Annotated in this window: 20 protein-coding genes; 11 read left to right on the top strand and 9 right to left on the bottom strand. The window is 63.9% G+C overall.

Translation table 11 applies throughout. The annotated features are described in order from the left end of the window. Nucleotides 1-13: 13 nt before the first annotated feature. From EOA19_RS03915 to EOA19_RS03900, 4 genes are read left to right on the top strand one after another with little or no spacing between them, the layout of a single operon-like run. Nucleotides 14-748, top strand: a complete 735-nt coding sequence (locus tag EOA19_RS03915; protein WP_081734970.1) for a glycosyltransferase family A protein — start codon at nt 14-16, stop codon at nt 746-748. A 55-nt stretch (nt 749-803) separates the two neighbouring features. Beyond that, nucleotides 804-1,556: a glycosyltransferase gene (locus tag EOA19_RS03910; protein WP_128302759.1), complete on the top strand. Its 753-nt coding sequence runs from the start codon at nt 804-806 to the stop codon at nt 1,554-1,556. Then, entirely contained in the window at nt 1,556-2,233 is a 678-nt protein-coding gene (locus EOA19_RS03905) for a glycosyltransferase family A protein (RefSeq protein ID WP_023813660.1), read from the top strand. The genes EOA19_RS03910 and EOA19_RS03905 overlap by 1 nt, the downstream gene beginning before the upstream one ends. Further along, the gene (locus EOA19_RS03900) at nt 2,230-3,705 is read left to right on the top strand and encodes a nucleotidyltransferase family protein (protein ID WP_128302758.1); all 1,476 of its coding nucleotides are present in this window, start codon (nt 2,230-2,232) and stop codon (nt 3,703-3,705) included. Before EOA19_RS03905 ends, EOA19_RS03900 begins: the two co-directional genes overlap by 4 nt. Before the next feature lie 40 nt (nt 3,706-3,745). Here the strand turns inward: EOA19_RS03900 and EOA19_RS03895 are convergent, their stop codons facing one another. The 6 genes from EOA19_RS03895 to EOA19_RS03870 all read right to left on the bottom strand — a co-directional run bounded on the left by EOA19_RS03895 (nt 3,746) and on the right by EOA19_RS03870 (nt 9,827). Continuing rightward, nucleotides 3,746-4,492 (bottom strand): FAD-binding oxidoreductase, encoded by a 747-nt coding sequence (locus EOA19_RS03895; RefSeq protein WP_128302757.1) that lies wholly within the window; start codon nt 4,490-4,492, stop codon nt 3,746-3,748. Beyond that, nucleotides 4,489-5,100 (bottom strand): sulfite oxidase-like oxidoreductase, encoded by a 612-nt coding sequence (locus tag EOA19_RS03890; protein ID WP_023813663.1) that lies wholly within the window; start codon nt 5,098-5,100, stop codon nt 4,489-4,491. The genes EOA19_RS03895 and EOA19_RS03890 overlap by 4 nt, the downstream gene beginning before the upstream one ends. Before the next feature lie 149 nt (nt 5,101-5,249). Beyond that, nucleotides 5,250-6,770: a DegQ family serine endoprotease gene (locus tag EOA19_RS03885; RefSeq protein WP_128302756.1), complete on the bottom strand. Its 1,521-nt coding sequence runs from the start codon at nt 6,768-6,770 to the stop codon at nt 5,250-5,252. Nucleotides 6,771-7,019: 249 nt separating this feature from the next. After that, nucleotides 7,020-7,739 carry an MBL fold metallo-hydrolase gene (locus tag EOA19_RS03880; protein ID WP_128302755.1) on the bottom strand — a complete coding sequence of 240 codons (720 nt, stop codon included), beginning with the start codon at nt 7,737-7,739 and terminating at the stop codon, nt 7,020-7,022. 53 nt (nt 7,740-7,792) lie between these two features. Continuing rightward, nucleotides 7,793-8,959: a diphosphate--fructose-6-phosphate 1-phosphotransferase gene (locus EOA19_RS03875; protein WP_128302754.1), complete on the bottom strand. Its 1,167-nt coding sequence runs from the start codon at nt 8,957-8,959 to the stop codon at nt 7,793-7,795. A 100-nt stretch (nt 8,960-9,059) separates the two neighbouring features. After that, on the bottom strand, nt 9,060-9,827 hold the full coding sequence (locus EOA19_RS03870) for a L,D-transpeptidase (RefSeq protein ID WP_128302753.1): 768 nt from the start codon (nt 9,825-9,827) through the stop codon (nt 9,060-9,062). Between the two features lie 238 nt (nt 9,828-10,065). Here EOA19_RS03870 and EOA19_RS36360 point away from each other — a divergent pair, with 238 nt between their 5' ends. Together EOA19_RS36360 and EOA19_RS03860 are read left to right on the top strand one after the other, a co-directional pair. Then, entirely contained in the window at nt 10,066-10,188 is a 123-nt protein-coding gene (locus EOA19_RS36360; protein WP_128302752.1) for a hypothetical protein, read from the top strand. Nucleotides 10,189-10,284: 96 nt separating this feature from the next. Continuing rightward, nucleotides 10,285-10,908, top strand: a complete 624-nt coding sequence (locus EOA19_RS03860; protein WP_128302751.1) for a LysE family translocator — start codon at nt 10,285-10,287, stop codon at nt 10,906-10,908. Between the two features lie 52 nt (nt 10,909-10,960). On the opposite strand, the gene EOA19_RS03855 is transcribed toward EOA19_RS03860, so the two are convergent. Then, nucleotides 10,961-13,750: an autotransporter outer membrane beta-barrel domain-containing protein gene (locus tag EOA19_RS03855; protein ID WP_128302750.1), complete on the bottom strand. Its 2,790-nt coding sequence runs from the start codon at nt 13,748-13,750 to the stop codon at nt 10,961-10,963. Between the two features lie 226 nt (nt 13,751-13,976). Here EOA19_RS03855 and EOA19_RS03850 point away from each other — a divergent pair, with 226 nt between their 5' ends. Both EOA19_RS03850 and xylB read left to right on the top strand, forming a co-directional pair. Continuing rightward, entirely contained in the window at nt 13,977-15,299 is a 1,323-nt protein-coding gene (locus EOA19_RS03850; RefSeq protein WP_128302749.1) for a tetratricopeptide repeat protein, read from the top strand. 82 nt (nt 15,300-15,381) lie between these two features. After that, a complete protein-coding gene (gene xylB / locus EOA19_RS03845; RefSeq protein WP_128302748.1) occupies nt 15,382-16,836 on the top strand; it encodes a xylulokinase in 1,455 nt (484 codons plus the stop codon). 197 nt (nt 16,837-17,033) lie between these two features. Here the strand turns inward: xylB and EOA19_RS03840 are convergent, their stop codons facing one another. Next, the gene (locus tag EOA19_RS03840; protein ID WP_128302747.1) at nt 17,034-17,396 is read right to left on the bottom strand and encodes a nuclear transport factor 2 family protein; all 363 of its coding nucleotides are present in this window, start codon (nt 17,394-17,396) and stop codon (nt 17,034-17,036) included. Between the two features lie 112 nt (nt 17,397-17,508). Here EOA19_RS03840 and xylA point away from each other — a divergent pair, with 112 nt between their 5' ends. From xylA to EOA19_RS03825, 3 genes are all read left to right on the top strand, one after another. Beyond that, nucleotides 17,509-18,834, top strand: coding sequence for a xylose isomerase (gene xylA / locus EOA19_RS03835; RefSeq protein WP_023810585.1), 1,326 nt, complete (start codon nt 17,509-17,511; stop codon nt 18,832-18,834). Nucleotides 18,835-19,086: 252 nt separating this feature from the next. Then, a complete protein-coding gene (locus EOA19_RS03830) occupies nt 19,087-19,563 on the top strand; it encodes an N-acetyltransferase (protein WP_127289632.1) in 477 nt (158 codons plus the stop codon). A gap of 177 nt (nt 19,564-19,740) precedes the next feature. Beyond that, entirely contained in the window at nt 19,741-19,944 is a 204-nt protein-coding gene (locus EOA19_RS03825; protein WP_127398055.1) for a hypothetical protein, read from the top strand. 14 nt (nt 19,945-19,958) lie between these two features. Here EOA19_RS03825 and EOA19_RS03820 read toward each other — a convergent pair whose 3' ends face one another. Beyond that, nucleotides 19,959-20,939: a GlxA family transcriptional regulator gene (locus tag EOA19_RS03820; RefSeq protein ID WP_128302746.1), complete on the bottom strand. Its 981-nt coding sequence runs from the start codon at nt 20,937-20,939 to the stop codon at nt 19,959-19,961. Between the last annotated feature and the right edge of the window lie 28 nt (nt 20,940-20,967).

Genomic DNA, 20,967 nt, shown 5'->3' with positions numbered 1-20,967 from the left:
ACTGAGCGTGATAATGCCCGTCTACAACCGTGAGCGCTATGTCGTTTCGGCATTGCGCTCGCTGGTGCGGCAGCGGGACGCCGCCGATCTCGATATCATCGTCATCGACGACGGCTCGACCGACGGCTCTACTGAGGCCGTGCGCTCGATGATGCGCGAAAACCCCTGCATCCGACTGTTCCAGCAATCCAACATGGGCGTAGCCAGGGCGCGCAACGCCGGGCTGCGGCAACTGCCGCCGGATGCGGAGTTCGTGTCATTCCTGGATTCGGACGACATCTCGCTGGCCGGACGGTTCAAGGCCGATCTCGCCCGCTTCGAGGCTACTCCCGGGCTTGAGCTGACCTATTCGCTGATGACGCTGGTCGACCGGATCGACGATGAGCAGCTGAAACCGGCAGTCGACAGCCGCACGATGACGCTTCGGGGAATTTCGCTGAGCGCCGCCGTGTTCAGCAGAGGGCTTGTCCGCCGGACGGGCGAGTTCGATGAGGATTTCGAGCAGGCTGAGGATACCGACTATCTGCTGCGCGTTTTCGAGGCGGGACCGAACTACGAATTGTTGGACGCGGTCGCGATCTACTACCGACGCCACGCCGGAAATGTCACCAAGGAGCATAGCGGCAGGGTCCGCAACCACTTGCGCGCGATCCACAAGTCGATGCGGCGGCGCAAGGCCGATCCGTCACGGCGTGAGGTCCAGGGCATCTTCGAATTGAAGAGTCCCGCCGATTGGCGAATGCTATGATGCTCGACACAATCGGGTCGGATCAGCCAAGCCCGGAACGCTGCTGGAGACGCCAATGAGGCTGAGCGTCATCATGCCGGTCTACAATCGCGAACAGTTCGTTGGCCTGGCGCTGCGCTCGCTGCTCAGGCAGCGCGAAGACATCGATCTCGACATCATCGTCATCGACGATGGGTCGACCGATGGCTCTGCGGCCGTCGTGCGGTCGTTGATCGACGAGGCCCCGTGCATTCGTCTTTTCCAGCAGGTCAATGGCGGGGTCACCAAGGCGCGCAATGCCGGGCTGAAGCAGTTGCTGCCGCAGACCGGCCTGGTGTCGTTTCTCGATTCGGACGACATCTCCCCGACAGGGCGCTTCAAGGCGGATCTCGCCTGCTTCGAAGAGGATCCGGGCCTCGACCTGACCTATTCGCGCATGACGCTGATAGACAAGATAGATGGAGAGACGCTGGAACCGGCCGCCGACAGCCACTCCATAACCGTGCGAGGGATCCACCTGTCCGCCGGGATCTTTGCGCGAGACCTCATCGAGCGCACCGGTGGTTTCGACGAGGATTTCAAACAGGCCGAGGACACCGACTATCTGTTGCGTATCTTTGAGAGCCAGGCAAAATACGTTATGCCCGATACGGTGGCTCTCTATTACAGGCGTCATCCCGGCAACATGACCAAGGAAGCCGATGTGCCCTTTCGCGAGTTCATGCGCGCCATTCACAAGTCGATGAAGCGTCGCAAGGCCGATCCCAGCTTGCGCCGGGTGGAGGGGATCTTCGACTTCAAGGATCTCGCGCAGTGGCGGTTCCTTTGATGGCAGGCTACGGCGTCGTCATTCCGGCTTTCAACGCGGCCGCCACCATAGGCGCGGCCCTGAACTCCGTTCTGGCCCAGACGGCAAAGGCGGAGGCCATCGTCGTGGTCGATGACGGTTCGACCGACGATACGGCTGCGGTGATCGATGCGATGAACCTGCCGGTGACGGTGCTGCGACAGGACAATGCCGGACCTGGCAGCGCAACGACCCGTGGCATTGCGGCACTCTCGACGCCGCTCATCGCGACGCTCGATGCCGACGATTTGTGGCTGCCGGACAAGGTCGAAAAGCAGCTGGCCTATCTCGGCCGTCATCCCGGGACAGCGGGCGTCTTTACGCATTGGCGGACGTTTCGCGGCGACAGCCCCGATTTGCCCGATGCGACCAGTGAAGCTGGCTGGTCGCGCACGACGATGATGATCCGCCAGGAGGTGGTGCCACGCATCGGTCCCATCATCGACCCACCAGGCGGTCGCGGCGAGATGATCGACTGGATCGCCCGGGTTCGTGAGGCAGGCCTTGCCCTTGCCATGCTCGACGACGTGCTTGCATTGCGCCGCATCCGTCCGGGCAGCCTTTCCTACGGCCGCGATCCGGCACGCGACCGGGGCTATCTCCAGGTCGCAAGGCTCGCCATGCAGCGGCGCGCCCGGAACAAGGCAGGCTCCAATTGAACGCCAGGCCCGTTCGCCGCATCGGCCGCCGCTTCCCGGACTATGGCTGGTCGTGGCCCACCGGCCAGCTGGACCTGTTGTTAAAGGCGGCGCTGCTCTCCGACGAGGACGCAGCCGCTGCCTGCGCCGCGCGCTGGCTGGACGAGAACGACATCGATCTCGTCTCGTTTCGAGAACATCGCCTGCTCGCCGCCATCTCCGACAGGTTCGGCAGGAAGCTGGCCGGGCATACCGCGCATCCGCGCCTCGTCGGCCTGCAGAAGATGCTGTGGACGAAGTCGCGCATGGCGATGCGCGAGGCCGAACCGGCGCTGAAGGCGATGGCAGACGGCGGCGCCGACATCATGCTGATCAAGGGCGCCAGCCGCATTGCCTTGAACGCGTCGGCGCAGCGTGGCCGGGTGGCGCACGACATCGATATACTGGTGCGCCCGCGCGACATGGCTGCCGTCTTCGACATCTTGCGCGACCGCGACTGGCAGATCGCCTCGGGCGTCAGCGCGCAATATCTGCGAACCCGGTTGGCGTCGCTGCGGTCGATGAACTTCTTCAAGGGCCGTTTCGGTGACATCGACCTGCACCAGTTCGGCTATGACGGGTCGCAGACGAGCGCGGAAGACGACCTGGCGATCTGGCAACGGGCGGTCCCAGCCGAATTCAGCGGCGTCGCGGTCTTCGTGCCGTCGCCGGCCGATCGCATGGCCCTGGCCATCGCCCATGGCGGCCTCGACGCCCACACCCACAGCGACTGGCTTGTCGACTGCGCGGTCGCCATCCATGGCGAAGAGGTCGATTGGGACATGTTCCTCGACATCGTCGGCAGACGCGGCCTGGCGGTTCCAGCGGCGGTGGCGCTATCCTATCTGGCGTTCGAGATCGGCATTCCGGTGCCGGAATCGACAATGGTCAGAATCTTGGAGATGGCCGACGGAGCTGGCTTGTCGCGTTGGTCGTCGGTTCTGCAAGCCAAGCCGCGCACGGATTTCGGCGGCCTGGTCTGGCTGTCGCGCGGGCTTGCCAAGCAGTTGCGCCTGAAGCGGAAGAAGGGCCGGTTGCAACAGGAGCCACCCGCCAAACCTTGGCGCGGCAGACCGGCCGCGCGCAAGCCGCAAGCAGCATCGGCGCCTCTGATGTTTTCGCAGGCCATCGCCTGTCCGCAAACGACCGGCGACATGATGCTCGATATCACCGTCAGGATCGGCGTTCCGCCGGTCCGGCGCCGCATCGAAATGGAGATCAATGACGGTGGCGAGCATATCGCTCGCCTGCGCGCCATGGCCATCAGCCGATCCGGCAGGGAACGCGTGCTGCATTTTCGCGGCAAGGTGACGCTCGACGGCGCGCGAGCTGCCTGGACGCTAGAGGCGCGACCGTCGCGGCAGTTTCGTGAATGGAACGACGCGGCCACGGTGGCTGCTTATGGCGCCTTACCCTTCGAGCTGCTGTCGGCGGATTTCTCGCCGGTTGGCTAACGGCGAATCCGACGAACCTTTCTCGAAAGGCGGCGTCGGTTCACACTCCGTAGCGTTCGGTGCGAATGATTTCGGCTGCAACGCCGGCATCGATCAGCGCCTGGGCGGCCGCGGAAACGAAGGCGTTGGAGCCGCAGACGAAGGCGATGCCAGGCGGCTCCGGCAGCCGCGTCATGGCTTGCACCATCATCGCGACGTCCACCCGCCGCGCATAGTCGGCTGGACGGCGTGCAGCTTCGCGGGTCAGTGTCAGCACCAGGTCGAAGCCGTCCTGGCGCTCATCGAGAACGATCAGCTCGTCACGAAAGATCACTTCGTCCCAGACCCGGACCGAAAAGACCAGGACGACGGGCACCGCTGAATTACGTGCGGCGCGGTGGCGGAGCATCGACATCAAGGGCACGACGCCCGAACCGCCGCCGACCAGAACAAGCGGCCCACTCTCATCCTCGGGCCAGACGAAATGTCCGCCAAGCGGCCCGCGCAGTTCTATTTCATCGCCCACTGCCGCGACCTCGTGGAAGAAGGGCGAGACCTCGCCATCGTCGAGTTTTTCGATCGCCAGTTCAATTACGCCATGCGTTTCGGGCGCGGAGGCGATGGAATAGGAGCGGCGCGCCTGATAGCCGTCCGGCGCCGTTAGCCTGACGTCGACATGCTGCCCTGCGCGATAGGCGAAGGGCCGAGACGGCTGGAAAAAGAAGCTGGTGACACGCGGCGTGCGCTTTTCGATGCGGACGATGCTGGCTGTTTGCCAGGGCGACTGCACTGCTGCCGCATCGCTCATGGATCATCCGTGTAGCGCTGCTCGCGCCATGGGTCGCCATAGATGTGGTAGCCGCGCAATTCCCAGAAACCGGGCTCGTCGCGCGTGGTGAATTGCAGGCCGTTCAACCATTTGGCCGATTTCCAGAAATAAAGATGCGGCACCAGCAGCCTTGCCGGGCCGCCATGGTCCGGTGTGATCGGCTTGCCTTCGTAGAGAAGCGCCACCATGGCCTTGCCGGCGGTGAGATCCGTGACCGGCACGTTGGTGGTGTAGCCGTCGAACGCGTGCGCCAACGTGAAGCCGGTCGGCGGCTCGACCCCCGCATCGGCAAGGATATCGTCGACCAGCACACCCTGCCACGGCGTGTCGAATTTGGTCCATGCTGTCACGCAATGGATATCGCGTGTCATTTTGGTCATCGGCAGCGCGTTGAACTCGGTCCAGTTCCATTTCTTGATCGGGCGTGGCCCGTGTTTCAGCGTGAAAGACCAATCCTCGGTACGCACGCGCGGCGTCGGACCGGCCGACAGCACCGGGAAACCCTGTTCTAGATACTGGCCTGGCGGGATGCGGGCATCGCCATCGGTTGGCGGGCGCCGTCCTGAAGAGAAACCTCGGGTGACCATAGCGGCAATCCCCATGCGATCAGGCCACTATCGGCCTGACGCAATGTTCTCGAAGATGTCGTGACGGGCAACCTAAATCTTGACGGGCGGAGACCGGCGGGACCGTCACCGATGGACCTGCTGCTCCGCGTGCACGTCAACGCCATTTCTCAGCCATTGGCGAAAGGCACCGCGATGTACATTTGAGCGTCGCCACGCTCGACCAGCAACAGCACCGATTTCCTGCCGGACTTGCCGGCCAAGGCGATCGCCTGGGTTACCTGCCTGGCATTCTTGACCGGCACCTGATTGACGGCAACGATGATGTCGCCGGCCTGTATTCCGGAAGCGGCGGCCGCTTTGTCGGGGTTGACGCTGGCAACCACCGCGCCGTGCTGCTTGCCGGCAAGGTTCATCTGCTGGCGAATGTCGGGTGTTATATCCATCAAGCCGAGCCCTATCGCCGGAGCGCGCCCGGCGCTCGGCGCGTCGGACCCGTCGTCCAGCGACGCGGTCCTCGCATCGGCGCTGTTTTGGCCGACATCGACGGAAATCCGAATCGGCTTGCCTTTGCGCCAGACATCGACCGTTTCCCGGGCGCCCGGCGCGACATCTGCGACCGCCCGCGACAGGTCCTTGGGATCCTTCACGTCCTGCCCGGCAAAGCTGGTGATGACGTCACCCGTCTCGATGCCGGCCTTGGCCGCCGGCGAACCGTCGTTGACCTCTGAAACCAGCGCACCGCCGGAATGGTCGAGCCCGATGGCGCTCGCGACATCCGGCGTCACCTCCTGGATCTGAACGCCGATATAGCCGTACTGGATGGAGCCGCCCTTCATCAGCTTGGCGACCACCTTCTGGGCCTGGCCCGACGGAATGGCAAAACCGACGCCGACGCTGCCGCCATTGGGTGAATAGATCGCCGTGTTGATGCCGACGACATTGCCGGCGACATCCACCAGCGGGCCGCCGGAATTGCCGTGGTTGATCGGCGCGTCGATCTGGATGAAATCGTCGAAAGGCCCACTATGCAGGTCACGGCCGCGCGCCGAGACGATGCCTGCCGTGACGGTGGTGCCGATGCCGAACGGGTTGCCGAAGGCCAGCACCTGGTCGCCTGGCATGAGCTTGTCGGAATCGCCCCATTTGACTGTCGGCAGGGGTTTGTCCGACTTGATCTTGAGTACGGCGAGATCGTTCTTGGCATCGCGGCCGACAAGCTTGGCCGGAAGTTCGGTGCCGTCGTCGAGCGTAACCTTGATCGAAGAGGCGCCATCGATGACGTGATTGTTGGTGACGATGGTACCATCCGCGCCGACGATGAAGCCGGAACCCAGCGCCTCGGCGCGCTGCGGTTGCTGTTGTGGCGGCGTCTTGGGCGTCGGCATGCCCTGGTCACCGAAGAACTGGCGGAAATAGTCATCGAAAGGCGAGCCGCCGTCGAAAGGAGAGGCATCGCTCATCGTTTCAGGCTGTGCCTTCATGACGGTGGTAACCGTCACCACCGCCGGCTTGTCGGCGGCCACGATGGGCGCGAACGAGCCGTTGGGTGCAGTGATGCCGGCAACAGGCGTCTGGGTCGTCGGAACGGTGTTGCCCTCGCCTTGGGCGAAAGACATGACGAAGGGGGATATGATCAGCGCAGCGCCCAGCAAGGCCGCGACGCGATGCCTACGAAGGATATCTGACATGGTCGTTTGTCCGGGCGAGAGTTGATCCAGCGCCGTGGCCTCTCCCGTGCGGGGAAAATCGGTCATCGGCGTGTCGAGGTCGCAATTGCCCGTCTCGCCTACATGGCAGCCAACCGGATCGACGGCCTTGCATCTAGGGCGCGGATTCGCCCGATTTAGGGTTTTAGGGCGACCTTACGAAGATTTAATATCCGCACGGCGGCAGCGTCGCAAAGTCGTCGGGCCCCGCCTTGCTGCCTCGCTGGAGCCTCAGCCACCGGCGGTTCGCTCGAGATAGGCCGTGGCAATCTCGCGCATGCGCTTGCCGTCGAAGCTCGGTCCGTGTCCTCCGTGACCGATGCGGATCGGCAAGTCGAGCAGGCGCTGCATCGTGCTGACATAGGCGGCTCGGTCGGAATCCGGCAGGTCGTCGATCAGCATGGCGTCGTAGATGGCATCGCCGCTGAAGAACAGGCCGTCGACCTCGTCGAACAGCGCGATCGAATCCGGTGAATGGCCCGGCAAATGCAGCACGCGAAATTGCCAGTCGCCAAGATCGACGACATCGCCCTCGTCCAGGGTTCGCGTCAAGGGCGCGGGCGGGATCCTGTAGTCGGCCGACTTCCATCCGGGCGCCGGCAGTTTCGAGACGGCACCCTCGAGGTCATGAAACATGTAGGCGTAGGTCGCCGCCTCATCCATGCTCTCGAATTGTTCCGCGCTTATCCTTGGCCCGGCCCGCAACGGGAATTCATGCAGCGAGCCGACATGGTCGAGATGGATGTGGGTGGCGACGACCAGCAGCGGCTTGCCGTCCGCCGTCTCGATCTGCGGCGCCAGCGGACAGATGCCCATGCCGGTGTCGACCAGCAGGTCGGCATCGCGACCGCGCAGATGCCAGATATTGGCCCGAACATAGGCATGCACGAAGGGCTCGGTCAGCATCGTCGTCTTGTCGTCGACGACGCTCCTGCTGAACCAGCCTGGCATCAAGTGTGAGTCCGGCATGAGAAGCGAGCCGGGCATCAAGTGTGAGCCCGGCATCAGACGAAGGGCTTCCCGACCTTGTACTTTTCCGGCACCAGCCGCTTGAGATAGGCCATGCCGGCATCCGACAGCTGATTGACCTCGGGCTTCATGAAATCGCCCGGCATGTGGCGTGTCTTGCCGGCGACGTTCTTCAGCGGCACCTTCTTCAGCACCGTTCTGGTGCCGTCATATTGCAGCGCCACCGAACCGCCGCCCTGTTCGGCGACAGTGACGGCAAAAGCGCCGGCATCGAAGGCCTCCTGCGCGTCGACCGCGCTGATGGCGCCGATATAGCCGCGCGGCATGTAGCCTAGCGCATCGACGCGGGCCCGCTTGCCCGGCAGGCCTTCGGCCAACGCGCGCTCGAGTGCGGCCGGCAGGTCGCTGCCCGACAGCTTGACGTTGCCGTGCGCGTCGCGCTCAAGCTTGTCCGGCGGCACCAGGCTTTCGACCAGGGCCTTGCCGTCGGCGGTGCTGACCCCTTCCGAAACGGCGACGATGCAGCGCTTGTGGCGATCGAGCGTGGCACGGACGTCGTCGATGAAGCCGGCGGCTGAGAATGGGCGCTCGGGCACGTAGACGAGGTGCGGGCCGCTGTCGGCGTCGAGTTGCCAGGCAGCGGCGGCCGCGGTCAGGAAGCCGGCATGCCGGCCCATGACGATGCCGACATAGATGCCGGGCAGCGCACGGAAATCGAGATCGACGGAGAGGAAGGCGCCAGCGACGAACTCGGCCGCCGAAATGAAGCCCGGCGTGTGGTCGTTTTCCTCGAGATCATTGTCGATGGTTTTTGGCGCATGGACGAAGGCGATCTTGCCGCCGGCGGCATCGGTCAGGATCTGCTGCGTACCCGACGTGTCGTTGCCGCCGATATAGATGAAGGCGTCTGCGCCGGTCTTCTTCAGGCCGTCGAGGATGACGTCGCAATAGACGGCATCGGGCTTGTCGCGGGTCGAGCCGAGGGCGGCGCTCGGCGTGCCGGCAATCAGCCGCAGCCGGTCCTCGGGGATGGCGGAAAGGTCGACATAATTGCCGTCACGGATGCCGCGCACACCATGGATGGAGCCCAGCACCTTGGCACCGGGATGCCGCTTGCGGATCTCTAGCGTCGCTCCGACAACCGTCTGGTTGATGACGGCGGTTGGGCCGCCGCCCTGCGCGATGACAAACGTTCCAGCCATGCTTGATTTCTCCCGGCGCGATGGTTTTCAAGGCACCTTGGCCTGTCTTGCCGCATCGCGCAACGGGAGTTTCGAGCGGCGCCAACACGCCGCATAAGCGTCAGACGACGACGACCGGATTTTTCTTGGAGACGCGGCTGTAGAGGTCGATGATGTCCTGGTTGATCAGGCGCACGCAGCCCGACGACATCGCCTGGCCGATGCTCCACCATTCGGGCGAGCCGTGGATGCGATAGCCGGTGTCCTTGCCGTCCTGGTAGATGTAGAGGGCACGCGCGCCGAGCGGATTGGTGAGGCCGCCGGGCTGTCCGGCTTGCCATTTCACCAGTTCAGGCTTGCGGGCAATCATCTCCGGCGGCGGCGTCCAGGTCGGCCATTCCCTGCCGTACTGGATGTTGGCGCGACCCGACCAGCGGAAACCATCCTTGCCGATGCCGACGCCGTAGCGAATGGCGTCGCCACCCGGCTGGACGAGATAGAGCATGCGCTCCTTGAGATGGACGACGATGGTGCCGGGTGCCTCGCCTGTCGTGTCGACGACAATCTGGCGGCGGAATTCCGGCTTGACCTTCAGATACGGCACTTCCGGCACGTTGAAGCCACCATCCGTCATCGCGGCATACATCACGCCGGGGCTGGTGATGTTCTTGTCGACGCTGATGCTTGGCCGGATCGGCCGCACGGAACCCGTGGTGACGTCGTCGAGCTCGAGCGCCGGCAGACCCAAGCCCGAGGTCGAGCAACCGGCGGCGCTCAGCAGCGCGAGCGCCCCTGCCCCGGACAGGATGGCACGGCGGGAAAGATGATGATCGGTTTCGATTGCGTCGCCATTTCGCGGCGGCGTCAGACCTTCCGGCAACTCACGCATATACCCAGACCCTACGCTGTCGGCGGGAAGCACGGTCCGGCCGGATAGCGGGCATTTTCATCATTCATGGTTGATAAAGCGTGAAGACCTTGCACAGCCTGCATTTGCGCATGGCCTTGACGATGTTCGACCTTCTTGCCTGAGCTTGAACGAAGGCTGCTGCACAAAAAGACCTCGGCCGGGTCATATTCCCGGCGCCGGCGTTTCCTACTCCTCGAACCATCAGCGAGGGCCCTCCATGTGCAAGACCTTAAAAACCGACATCAAGCTTTTTGCCGCTGCCATTGTCGCGGCGGCAACCGTTCTCGGTGCCAATGTCAGCCTGGCCGATATCGTGAGCACGCCGAGCGGCGCGAACTGACACCGATCCGCCGCTGGCGCAGTCAGGTCAATCGCCTCTTTACATTCTCCCGGGCCTAAGGATTTATCCTCTTCTTTAAGCTCAAAGGAGATGAGCATGTCCTTCGAAAACTGGGCCGCCTTCGCTGCCGCATCGACGATCCTTCTCATCATTCCGGGTCCGACCATCCTTCTCGTCGTGTCCTACGCGCTGGGCCAGGGCTGGCGCACCGCCTTGCCGATGGCGATCGGCGTGGCGCTGGGCGACTTCACGGCGATGACCTTGTCGATGCTGGGTATCGGCGCGCTGCTGGCGGCTTCGGCGACCGTCTTCACCATCCTGAAGCTGATCGGCGCCGGCTATCTGATCTATCTCGGCGTGAAACTGTTTCGCGCAGGCGGCGCGCTGAAGGCCGAACCGCGCACCGACGCGGTCTCCTCGGCCAAGATGATGGCGCACGCCTGGCTGGTCACCGCGCTCAATCCGAAAAGCATCACCTTCTTCGTCGCCTTCCTGCCGCAGTTCCTCGACCGGTACGCCGATTTCTGGACGCAGATGCTGATCTTCGAGACGACCTTCCTGGCGCTCGCCTTTGCCAATGCTTTCGGCTATGCGCTGATCGCCTCACGCGCACGCAACGTGGTGCGCAATCCCAAGGCGATCCGCATCTTCAACCGCACCGGCGGCACGCTGCTGGTTGGCGCCGGCATCGCCACGGTGGCGATGCGTTCCAGCAATTAGGCTCTCTGTCTGACCGTGACCCCGAAACTGTTTTTCGGGGTCATGACCGGCCTTACCATTTGACGCTGAACCCCAGATTGCCTTCGAGGATCCGACGCTCGTCGCCGCCGAGATTGGTGGTGTAGTCGCCGGTGGCGAAGATGCTGACCTTGTCCGTCACCTTGGCGATCACACCGCCACCGAATTCGAACGAGGTCGATCTGCCCTCGGTGGAGATATCGGTGGTGTCGAAATTGACATGGCTCGTGCCGCCGAAATCGTGCCAGATGTTGGCCTTGAGGTACGGCTGCAGCGCCATGCCATTGATCGTTGTTTCGCCTTGCAGCCGTGCGCCGAGCCGGCCGGTCACGCTGCCGTCCGTATCAAAGGAAACCGAAGCAAAGCGGTCCGACGCATCGTCGAGCGACAGTTGCTGCCAGACCAGTTGCGCCTGCGGTTCAAGCGTCCAGCCTTGCCCCAGCGCGATGGGATAGCCGCCTTCCAGCGAAGCGGTGATGCCGGTCCCGCCGACATCGATGCCGATGTCGCGCGACGATGTTGCGTTTCCGCCGAAGAAGGTGGCCATGAGGACGCCGTCCAGGTACCAGCCACCCTGACCGATCCGGGTCCAGTAGCCGCCGACGCTGGTGCCGTTGATATCCATGCTGCCGACGGACAGATTGTCCCAGCCCAGCGCCTGGCCGCGCACGTCGCCATTCATGCTGGCATAGGCGACGAACAGGCCGGCGCGATCGGTCTGGCCCGACGCGGTTTCGCGGCCGAACAGATCGAAGCCCGCCTGAAGGCCGAACAGGGTGCCGTCGAAGGACGGCGATACCGTTCCTGAATACGCCATCTTGCTGTCCTGACCGAAGATGCGGCCCCAGACCGGCGACAGCTCGGTGTTCGACAACAGGCTCTGCTCGCCGCGCCGTTCGTGGAAGGTGCCGAGCGTCGTCATCGCCAGATGTTCGGCGACCGGCGGCAAGGCCGAATAGACCGGAACCTCGATGCGATAGAGCAGGATCTCCTCGCCCGCCGCTGGTGTCGGTAGGTCGGGCACCTCCGTTGGCACCACCGGCGGCGGCGGGGGCGGATCTGCCACTGGTGCCGGCGGTGGTGCCGGTGGTGTCGCGGGCGGCGGATCGGTCGGCACGACCGGCGGCGCCGGATCAACCGGATCGGGGTCGCCGGGGGTGGATTCCGGCGGCGGCGGCGGCGCAGGGTCGATGGGCGGCGGCGGCGGCGGTTCGGCCGCCGGCGGCTCAGGTTCCGGCGGCGGAGCAGGTTCCAGCACCGGCGGGGCTGCGGCCGGCGGGGCCGGCGTGTTCAGCGTCGAGCGCAGGTACCAGTTCTCCTCGCTGCCGGCGCTGACGCCGCCCTTGAACAGGTAATATTCGAAGGCACCGGCGGCGACCGGGGCGTCGAGCGCAAATGTCGTGGCGCCCGAGGTGGCGCCGTTGATTGCCTGGACGACCATGATGCCGTCCTGCGTGGTCGCAGCCCCCGCGCCGCCGAGATTGACCACGGAGATGCCGGTCGAACCGGAAGCCGTTCCGCTCGACAGGACCAACTTGTCGGATGCGGAGGAATCGTCACCGAGCTCGGTCTGGATAAGCAGCAGGCCACCCAGGCCGACATAATTGCCCGAAATCGTCAGGCTGTCGGTGGCACCGGTGCTGCCATTGGTCAGGTCGATGCGTCCGGCATTGGTGACCTGCGCCAACTGACCCGCCGTAAACGCCTGGATCGCCGCGTTGAAACCGCCGCCATAGAGCGTGCTTGCGGCATCGACACTGAGCGAACCTGTGCCGGTGCCGCTGTCGCCGAGCACCAGATTGCCATCGAGCGTCAGCTCGGTGTCATTGGTGGCGTCGATGCTTTCCCAGTTCTGGAGCCGGCTGATCCCATCTAGTTTGACGTTGTCCAGGGTGAGCGCGTCGGTGCCGAGACCACCCGATATGGTATTCGTGGCACCGAGATTGGCGTTGGTGAGGTTGCTGAGTTCGGCGGTGTCGTTGTCGCCGCCGAGATCGACGGAACCATAGATGATGCCGCCACCGTTCCAGACGAAACTGTCGGCGCCAAAGCTCATCAGTATATCGCCACCGACCGTACCGCCGGTGACCGTGACGCTGTCGTTGCCGCCGCTGACGCTGATGTTGCCGCCGATGGTGCCGCCCGACAGGATGATCGTGTCCTTGTCGAAGCCGGTGACGAGGTTGCGGTCGATGGTGCCGCCGGACATGTTGAAGTAATTCTGATCGAGCTTCATGTTGACGCGGCCGATGCGGCCACCGGTCATCACGGCACGGTCGCCATCGTCGAAGAAATCGACGATGCGCCCGCCGGTCATGGTGAACGTGTCCAGGCCATCGCCCTGGTTGAGCGAACCGATCTGGCCGCCGCTCATGTTGAAGTCGTCGATGCCGGCGCCCTGCTGGACATTGCCGGCGACGGTACCCGCGCCGATGGTGAAAAAATCGGTGCCGCCACCCTGATCGACGGTGCCGGTGATGGCGCCTGACTGCATATCGATGCGGTCCGTGCCGACACCAAAGGTGACATTGCCTGATATCTGCCCGGTGCCCCCGGCGGGAAAATTGAGCGTGTTGTCGCCATCGGGATCGGCGAGGCTGCCGCCTGAATCGCCGCTGTCGCAGGTGTAAACGGTGTTTCCGGCGGATGGACCCAGCACGCATGCGGCAAACGCGGCGGAGTTGGGCAGCAACGCAAAAGCCGTAGTTGAGAGGATGCTAATAAGCCACGGGTGTAGCGGATGCGGCTTTCGCCGTAGCGAAGCAACTGCCACCTGCACATCCTCCGAATGACTGTTCGGAAGTGAGTTCTTCATATGCCGCATCGCGTCCCCTCTCGATTCGCGATTTCCAGCCCCCGCCAGTCGCCGTAATGAAGACACAATTCATTCGATTTTACAAAGCCTAATCTGCCCCGCATGGTTGCTAAACTGCAAAGACTACTCAAATGACCTGGCGTAGCGCGCGGTTGGCGTTGCCGTGGCCCATGCTTTAGGATCGGTTTGGGCCGAAGGATCGAGGGCCTGTCACGGGTCGACAGAAGGACATCGCATGGCAACCAGGGACGCATTCGGCCTGGCATTTTCGGGCGCCACGGAGGCGGGATTCACCCCCTACAGCCAGGCAGTGCGTGAACTGCAGTGCTTCATCGGCGATCCCGTAGCCTCCGTCGACCGCGCCATCGCGGAAGATCCCGGCTTCGTCATGGCGCATGTCTTCAAGGGATATCTGTTCGGCCTCGCCACCGAGCGGGAGGCGACGGCCGTGGCCAAGGCCTGCCATGAGGCCGCACTGCCGCTTGCCGCGACCACGCGCGAGCGGGCGCATGTCTCGGCCCTCGGGCATCTCGCCAGCGGACGATGGCATCAAGCCAGCCGCATTCTCGAGGACATCACCATCGAGACGCCCCGCGACGGGCTGGCGCTGCAGGTCGGCCACCAGATCGATTTCTTCACCGGCAATGCACGCATGCTGCGCGACCGCATCGCACGCGCCCTGCCGTCATGGCAAAGCGGCATGCCCGGCTACCACGCCATGCTCGGCATGCAGGCCTTCGGGCTGGAGGAAATGGGTGATTATGTCAGGGCCGAGCAGCTTGGCCGCGCGGCGGTCGACATGGAGCCGCGCGATGGCTGGGCCCAGCACGCCGTCGCCCATGTCATGGAAATGCAGAGCCGGCAAAGGGATGGCATCGCCTGGATGCAGGCCAACCCGGAAGCGTGGACAAGGGAGAGCTTCCTGCAGGTGCACAATTGGTGGCACCTGGCGCTGTTCCATTACGATCTCGGCGAAACCGACGCGGTGCTGGCCCTCTATGACGGCCCTATCTACAGCGTACAATCGACGATGGCGCTCAACATGGTCGATGCCTCGGCAGTCCTGTGGCGGCTCGCCCTGGGCAGCGTCGATGTCGGCGACCGCTGGGCAGCGCTTGCCGCCAATTGGCGCAAGGCCGGAGCGGGCCTTTATGCCTTCAACGATGCCCACGCGATGATGGCCTTTGTCGGTGCAGGGTTCGATGCGCCGGCCCTCGCTTTGCTCGAGGCGCAGCGCGAGGCCATGCGTGGCAGCGACGACAATGCGGCTTTCACGCGGGATGTCGGCCATCCGCTGACGCTCGCCATCAAGGCATTCGGTGAGGGCAGCTACACCGAGGCCGTGCGCCTGATCCGGCCGATCCGCTCGATCGCTCATCGTTTCGGCGGCAGCCACGCCCAACGCGATGTTATCGACCTGACGCTGATCGAGGCAGCGTTGCGCGCCGGTGAGGGTGCGCTGGCCAGGGCGCTCACGGCCGAGCGTTCGATGGCGCGGCCCGACAGTCCGCTGTCAGCGCTGTTTGTGCGACGCGCCGCCGATTTGTCGGAGAATTGACCCGAAGCGGATCTTGTTTTAAAAACTGGCCAAGTCAGATTTTTTCGAGACCCGAAAAAATTAACTGGCGTGGGAGGAAGACATGTATCTGGGCCTCGATCTCGGGACGTCGGGCGTCAAGGCGCTGCTGATCGATGCCGGGCAAACCGTCATCGGTTCCGGTCACGGTTCGCTTGATGTTTCACGGCCGCATCCCGGCTGGTCGGAACAGAATCCCGAGCACTGGATCCGGGCCTGCGAAGACGCAATCGCCGAACTCAGATCCTCCCATCCGGATGAACTCGCGGCAGTCAAGGGCATTGGCCTGTCCGGGCAGATGCATGGCGCCACGCTGCTCGACGCCGCCGACAAGGTGCTGCGTCCCTGCATCCTGTGGAACGACACGCGCAGCCATGCCGAGGCGGCCGTGCTCGACGCCGATCCGCGCTTCCGCGCCCTGACCGGCAACATCGTCTTTCCCGGTTTCACCGCGCCGAAACTTGCCTGGGTGAAAAACAACGAACCCGCTCTCTTCGCCAAGGTCGCAAAAGTGCTGCTGCCCAAGGACTTCCTGCGGCTCTGGCTTTCGGGCGAACACATTTCGGAAATGTCGGATTCTGCCGGCACCTCCTGGCTCGATGTCGGCAAGCGGCGCTGGAGTACGGACCTGCTCGCAGCGACGTCGCTCGACGAGAGGCAGATGCCGTCGCTGGTTGAGGGTACGCACAAGGCAGGCGCACTGCGCAGCGAATTGGCATCGAAATGGGGCGTCCAGGCCGGCATTCCGATCGCCGGCGGCGCCGGCGACAATGCGGCCTCGGCCTGCGGCATGGGCACGGTCGGCGCCGGCCACGCTTTCGTCTCGCTCGGCACATCGGGCGTGCTGTTTGCCGCCAACGCTTCCTACCTGCCCAACCCGGCTAGCGCGGTTCACACCTTCTGCCACGCCCTGCCGAACACCTGGCATCAGATGGGGGTCATCCTGTCGGCGACGGATTCGCTCAACTGGCTGTCCGAAATCACCGGGAAGAGCGCCGGCGAATTGACCGCAGAGCTCGGCGACACATTGAAGGCGCCCAGCGGCGTGTCCTTCCTGCCTTATCTCTCGGGTGAGCGCACACCCTACAATGATGCCGCCATTCGCGGCGCGTTCACCGGGCTGGCGCATGAATCGAGCCGTGCCGTGCTGACCCAGGGCGTGCTGGAGGGTGTGGCCTTTGCCTTCCGCGACAGCCTCGAAGCCCTGGCCACGGCCGGCACGATCTTGACGCGGGTGACGGCGATCGGCGGCGGCTCGCGCTCGCACTACTGGTTGAAGGCGATTGCCACCGCGCTTCAACTGCCTGTCGACATTCCCGCCGACGGCGATTTCGGCGCCGCCTTTGGTGCCGCACGGCTCGGTCTGATTGCTGCGACGGGTGCCGATCCGCTGGCTGTGTGCACGGCGCCCAGGACGGATGCTACCGTTGAACCGGACGCTGCGCTCGCTGGGGCGTATGCGGATGCATATCAGCGCTACCGGTCGCTGTACCCGGCAATTAAGAGCGTGACCGCGTGAGTGAGCGCGAGGCACCCCCCTCTGCCCTGCCGGGCATCTCCCCCGCAGGGGGGGAGATTAGCAGCGTTGGCGGGTATGCCAGTCCTGCAAGGTGGGTGATTGGCGAAGGCGCGGATGCCAACCAATCTCCCCCCTTGCGGGGGAGAAGGCCGGTAGGCCAGAGGGGGGCGCTTCACGCCCGCCTCCCCCAGAAGTCCTCACTGCGCCGGCACCTTGTCGAGAAAGCCGGTGACGCTCTTCAGGCGGCCGTTCTCGATGATTCCGATGTCGGTACCTTCGATCACCGAAGGCGTCCCCTCAGGTCCGAGATTCCACGAGAAGCGGATCTTGTCGGCAAAACCGTCCGGCGTGCCCTTCAGCGAGAACCGGAAGCCGGCAAAGCGCTGCTGCACGCCGTCGATCAGAGCCGCGACGCCTTCATGGCCGTCGCCCTGCATGAGCGGATCACGATAGCTGACGTCTTCCGTGAAGGTCGCCTTGAGCAATTCGGCCCGGCGGCCGGCATCGCTTTCGTTCCAGGCGGTGATGTAGTTCTGGGCGATCTTGGTGAGGTCGGTCATGGTCCGTCTCCTTCGTTTGGTGGCTTTGACCTGACCCTTTTCGACCAGCGCTGGCCTGAAACCAATTACGCCTGAGGTAATGGCGGCAGAACTTTGTGAGAGGACAGAAATCATGAGCAGCGGATTCTTCGGCGACATCAAGAAAATCAAATATGAAGGGCCGGATTCGACCAATCCGCTGGCCTATAGATTCTACAATCCCGACGAGGTCGTCGCCGGCAAACGGCTGGAAGACCATCTGCGCTTCGCCGTCGCCTACTGGCACTCCTTTGCCTGGCCGGGCGGCGATCCGTTCGGCGGCCAGACCTTCGACCGGCCGTGGTTCCCCAAGGCCGGCGGCACCGACACGATGGAGTTGGCAAAACTGAAAGCGGACGTCGCCTTCGAGATGTTCTCGCTGCTTGGCGCGCCCTATTTCTGCTTCCATGACGCCGATGTGCGGCCGGAGGGCAAGGACTTTTCCGAAAGTGCCGCGCGCCTCGACGAGATCGCCGATTACTTTGCGGGCAAGATGAAGCAGACCGGCGTCAAGCTGCTTTGGGGCACCGCCAATCTGTTCTCCAACCGCCGCTTCATGTCGGGTGCGGCCACCAATCCCGATCCGGACGTCTTTGCCTACGCGGCGGCGACGGTAAAAAGCTGCATCGACGTCACCAAGCGGCTGAAGGGCGAAAACTACGTGCTGTGGGGCGGGCGCGAAGGCTATGAGACCCTGCTCAACACCGACCTTGCGCGCGAGCAGGAACAGGCCGGCCGGTTCCTCAGCATGGTCGTCGACTACAAGCACAAGATCGGTTTCAAGGGCACGATCCTGATCGAGCCGAAGCCGCAGGAGCCGACTAAGCATCAGTACGATTACGATGTCGCCACGGTCTACGGCTTCCTCAAGCGCTTCGGGCTGGAGAAGGAGGTCAAGGTCAATATCGAGCAGGGCCACGCCATCCTGGCCGGCCATTCCTTTGAGCACGAACTGGCTCTGGCCAATGCGCTCGGCATTTTCGGTTCGATCGATATGAACCGCAACGACTACCAGTCGGGCTGGGACACCGACCAGTTCCCCAACAACGTGCCGGAAATGGCGCTGGCCTACTATCAGGTCCTGCAGGCCGGCGGCTTCAAGACCGGCGGCACCAATTTCGACGCCAAGCTGCGCCGCCAGTCGCTCGATCCGCAGGACCTGCTGATCGGCCATATCGGCGGCATGGATTCTTGCGCACGCGGCCTGAAAGCCGCGGCCGGCATGGTCGAGGACAAGGCGCTATCGGCGCCGCTGGCCGAACGTTATGCCGGCTGGAACACGGCCGAGGGCAAGGCGATGCTCGCCGGCAAGCGCACGCTGGAGGATATCGCCGAGCGCGTCGTCAAGAAGAAGATCGAGCCGCAGCCGAGGTCCGGTCGCCAGGAACTGCTGGAAAATATCGTCAACCGCTACGTGTAAGGCGCGCGCCGCTCCATCTCTGGACCGACATCCGACACCACTGGCTGAAAGCCGCCGCCATCGCCATCTGCTAGTCAGCCCACTTCGCACGAGGCTGCCGGGGATCGCACAGATCTTCGGCAGCCAGCGTGTGATCAAGATGCCACGCGTGTCGCCGAAAGAGGGCCCGTGCGGAAGCCTTTATTTTATGCATGTCGCCATCCCAAAATCGCTGTGCGCTTTTGGGCGACATGCATTGGCGGGAGACGGAAAATGGCAGAGGATCGAATCATCGTGCGCCCGGCGCAGGCGAGCGATATTCCGGCGTTGAAGCAGGTGCTGCATGAAACCTTCGAAGGCACATGGCTGCCGAACATCACCGAAGCAGCGGCGCGGCGCTATGTCGAGACGGATATTGGCGGGCGCTATGTCGACCAGAGCTGGCCTGAATTCGCCGTTGCCGAGATCGATGGCGAGGTCGCCGGCCTGATCCATTGGCGCGCGGATTTCATCGAGGCCCTGCACGTCATGGCGTCCCGTCAAGGCCAAGGTGTCGGCCGCAAGCTGCTTTCCCATGCCGAACAGGCGATCGGCGCCGCCGGATTGGCGCAGGCGCGGCTGGAAACCGACACGTTCAACCTGCCCGCACAAGCACTCTACAAGGCGGTCGGCTATATCGAAAAAAATCGCTATCCAGACGACGAATGGGACAGTGGCTTCACCACGGTGCTGTTCGAAAAGCGGCTGTAGATCTCTCCTTGACCTGACCTGCCAAGGCGCAGGAACAGCTTTGCGCATGGCCCGGTCTCGCGACATGGTTTTGCCCTTCGATGCCCTTCAATGACCTCGCTCTTGCCTTCAAACAGCCGTCACGAATCTCGTATAAGACTGGCTCGTGGCGGGAGAGGAAGAAGGAGGCGAAACGATATGCAGAACGAACGTGAAATCGACGCCCTGCTCTCACCTGGCGAGGCTGGATCGATCATCGACCGGCTGATGGCGATGCCGCGGAAAACGGACGACGCCAAGATTTCGAATGAATGGGATCGCGCCGTGGCCAGCCGCTTCGAGACCCGTCTGGCCAGACAGATGCGCTCGCAAATCGACGGCGACCGTCAGAACGCGGCCTGATCGCCCGTTGAAACCTACCCCCTCCGCAACCTGACCGGCGCTTCGCCAAAAGTCCTTGAAAACGCCCTCGAAAATGCCGCGGCGGACGAGAACCCGGTCCGCCCGGCAATGTCGGCCATCGCCACTCGCGTGTCTACCACCAGCCGGCGCGCGGCACCGAGGCGCAGCCTGAGGTAATAGGCGCCCGGCGTCTCGCCGATCGATCTGCGAAAGATGCTTTCCAGCGTCCGTGCCGTCACCCCGGCGCGCTTGGCCACCGCTTCGATGGTCAGCGGCTGGTCGACATGCGATTCCATCAGCCGGATGGCTTGTGCAAGGCGCGGGTCGTAGCCGTCGAGCCGGCCAAGCGAGACCAGTGGCTGGGCGTCGGTCGCGGCACGCGCCTGGTCATAGATGAAGACGCTGGCGACATCGAGCGCGACGGCCATGCCCAGCCGCGTGCGAATGAGATGCAGCATCAGGTCGAAGGTCGGCGACGCGCCGCCCGACGTGAACACCGGCCCGTCTATGACGTAGCGGTCCGGACGCACGTCGACGCCGGGGAAAGCCGACGAGAAATCCTCCATGTCCTCCCAGTGAGTGGTGGCGCTGCGCCCTTCCAGCAGGCCGGCGCGAGCTACCAGCCAGGTGCCCGCCTCGACACCGCCGCACGCGCGCGCTGTCCGTGCCGCCCGGCGCAGGCCCGACAACAGAGCCGATGTTGCATAGTTCTGGGTGCCGAAGCCGGCGACGACGACAAGGACGTCGGTTGGCTCGCCCGCGTCGAAACGGCCACTGACCGCCACCGGCAGTCCGCAGGTGGTGACCGGAGCCTCGCCGGTCACCGAGACCAGCCGAAAATCGAACAGGGTCTCGCCGGAGATACGGTTGGCGGCGCGCAGCGGATCGACGGCCGAGGCCACGCACATGATCGACGAGCCCGAAAACACCAGCAGCGTCACCTTGAGCGGCGAGCGCTCGACGCGAAAGATCGTCGGTTTTTCGTTTTTCGTCATGGAAGCTTCGTAAAACGCAAAACAGTTT

This window comes from Mesorhizobium sp. M7A.F.Ca.US.010.02.1.1 (genome assembly GCF_004023085.1).
Taxonomy (GTDB): domain Bacteria; phylum Pseudomonadota; class Alphaproteobacteria; order Rhizobiales; family Rhizobiaceae; genus Mesorhizobium.
Note: the sequence above shows the minus strand (reverse complement) of the source record. Positions and strands in the feature narration are given on the sequence as shown.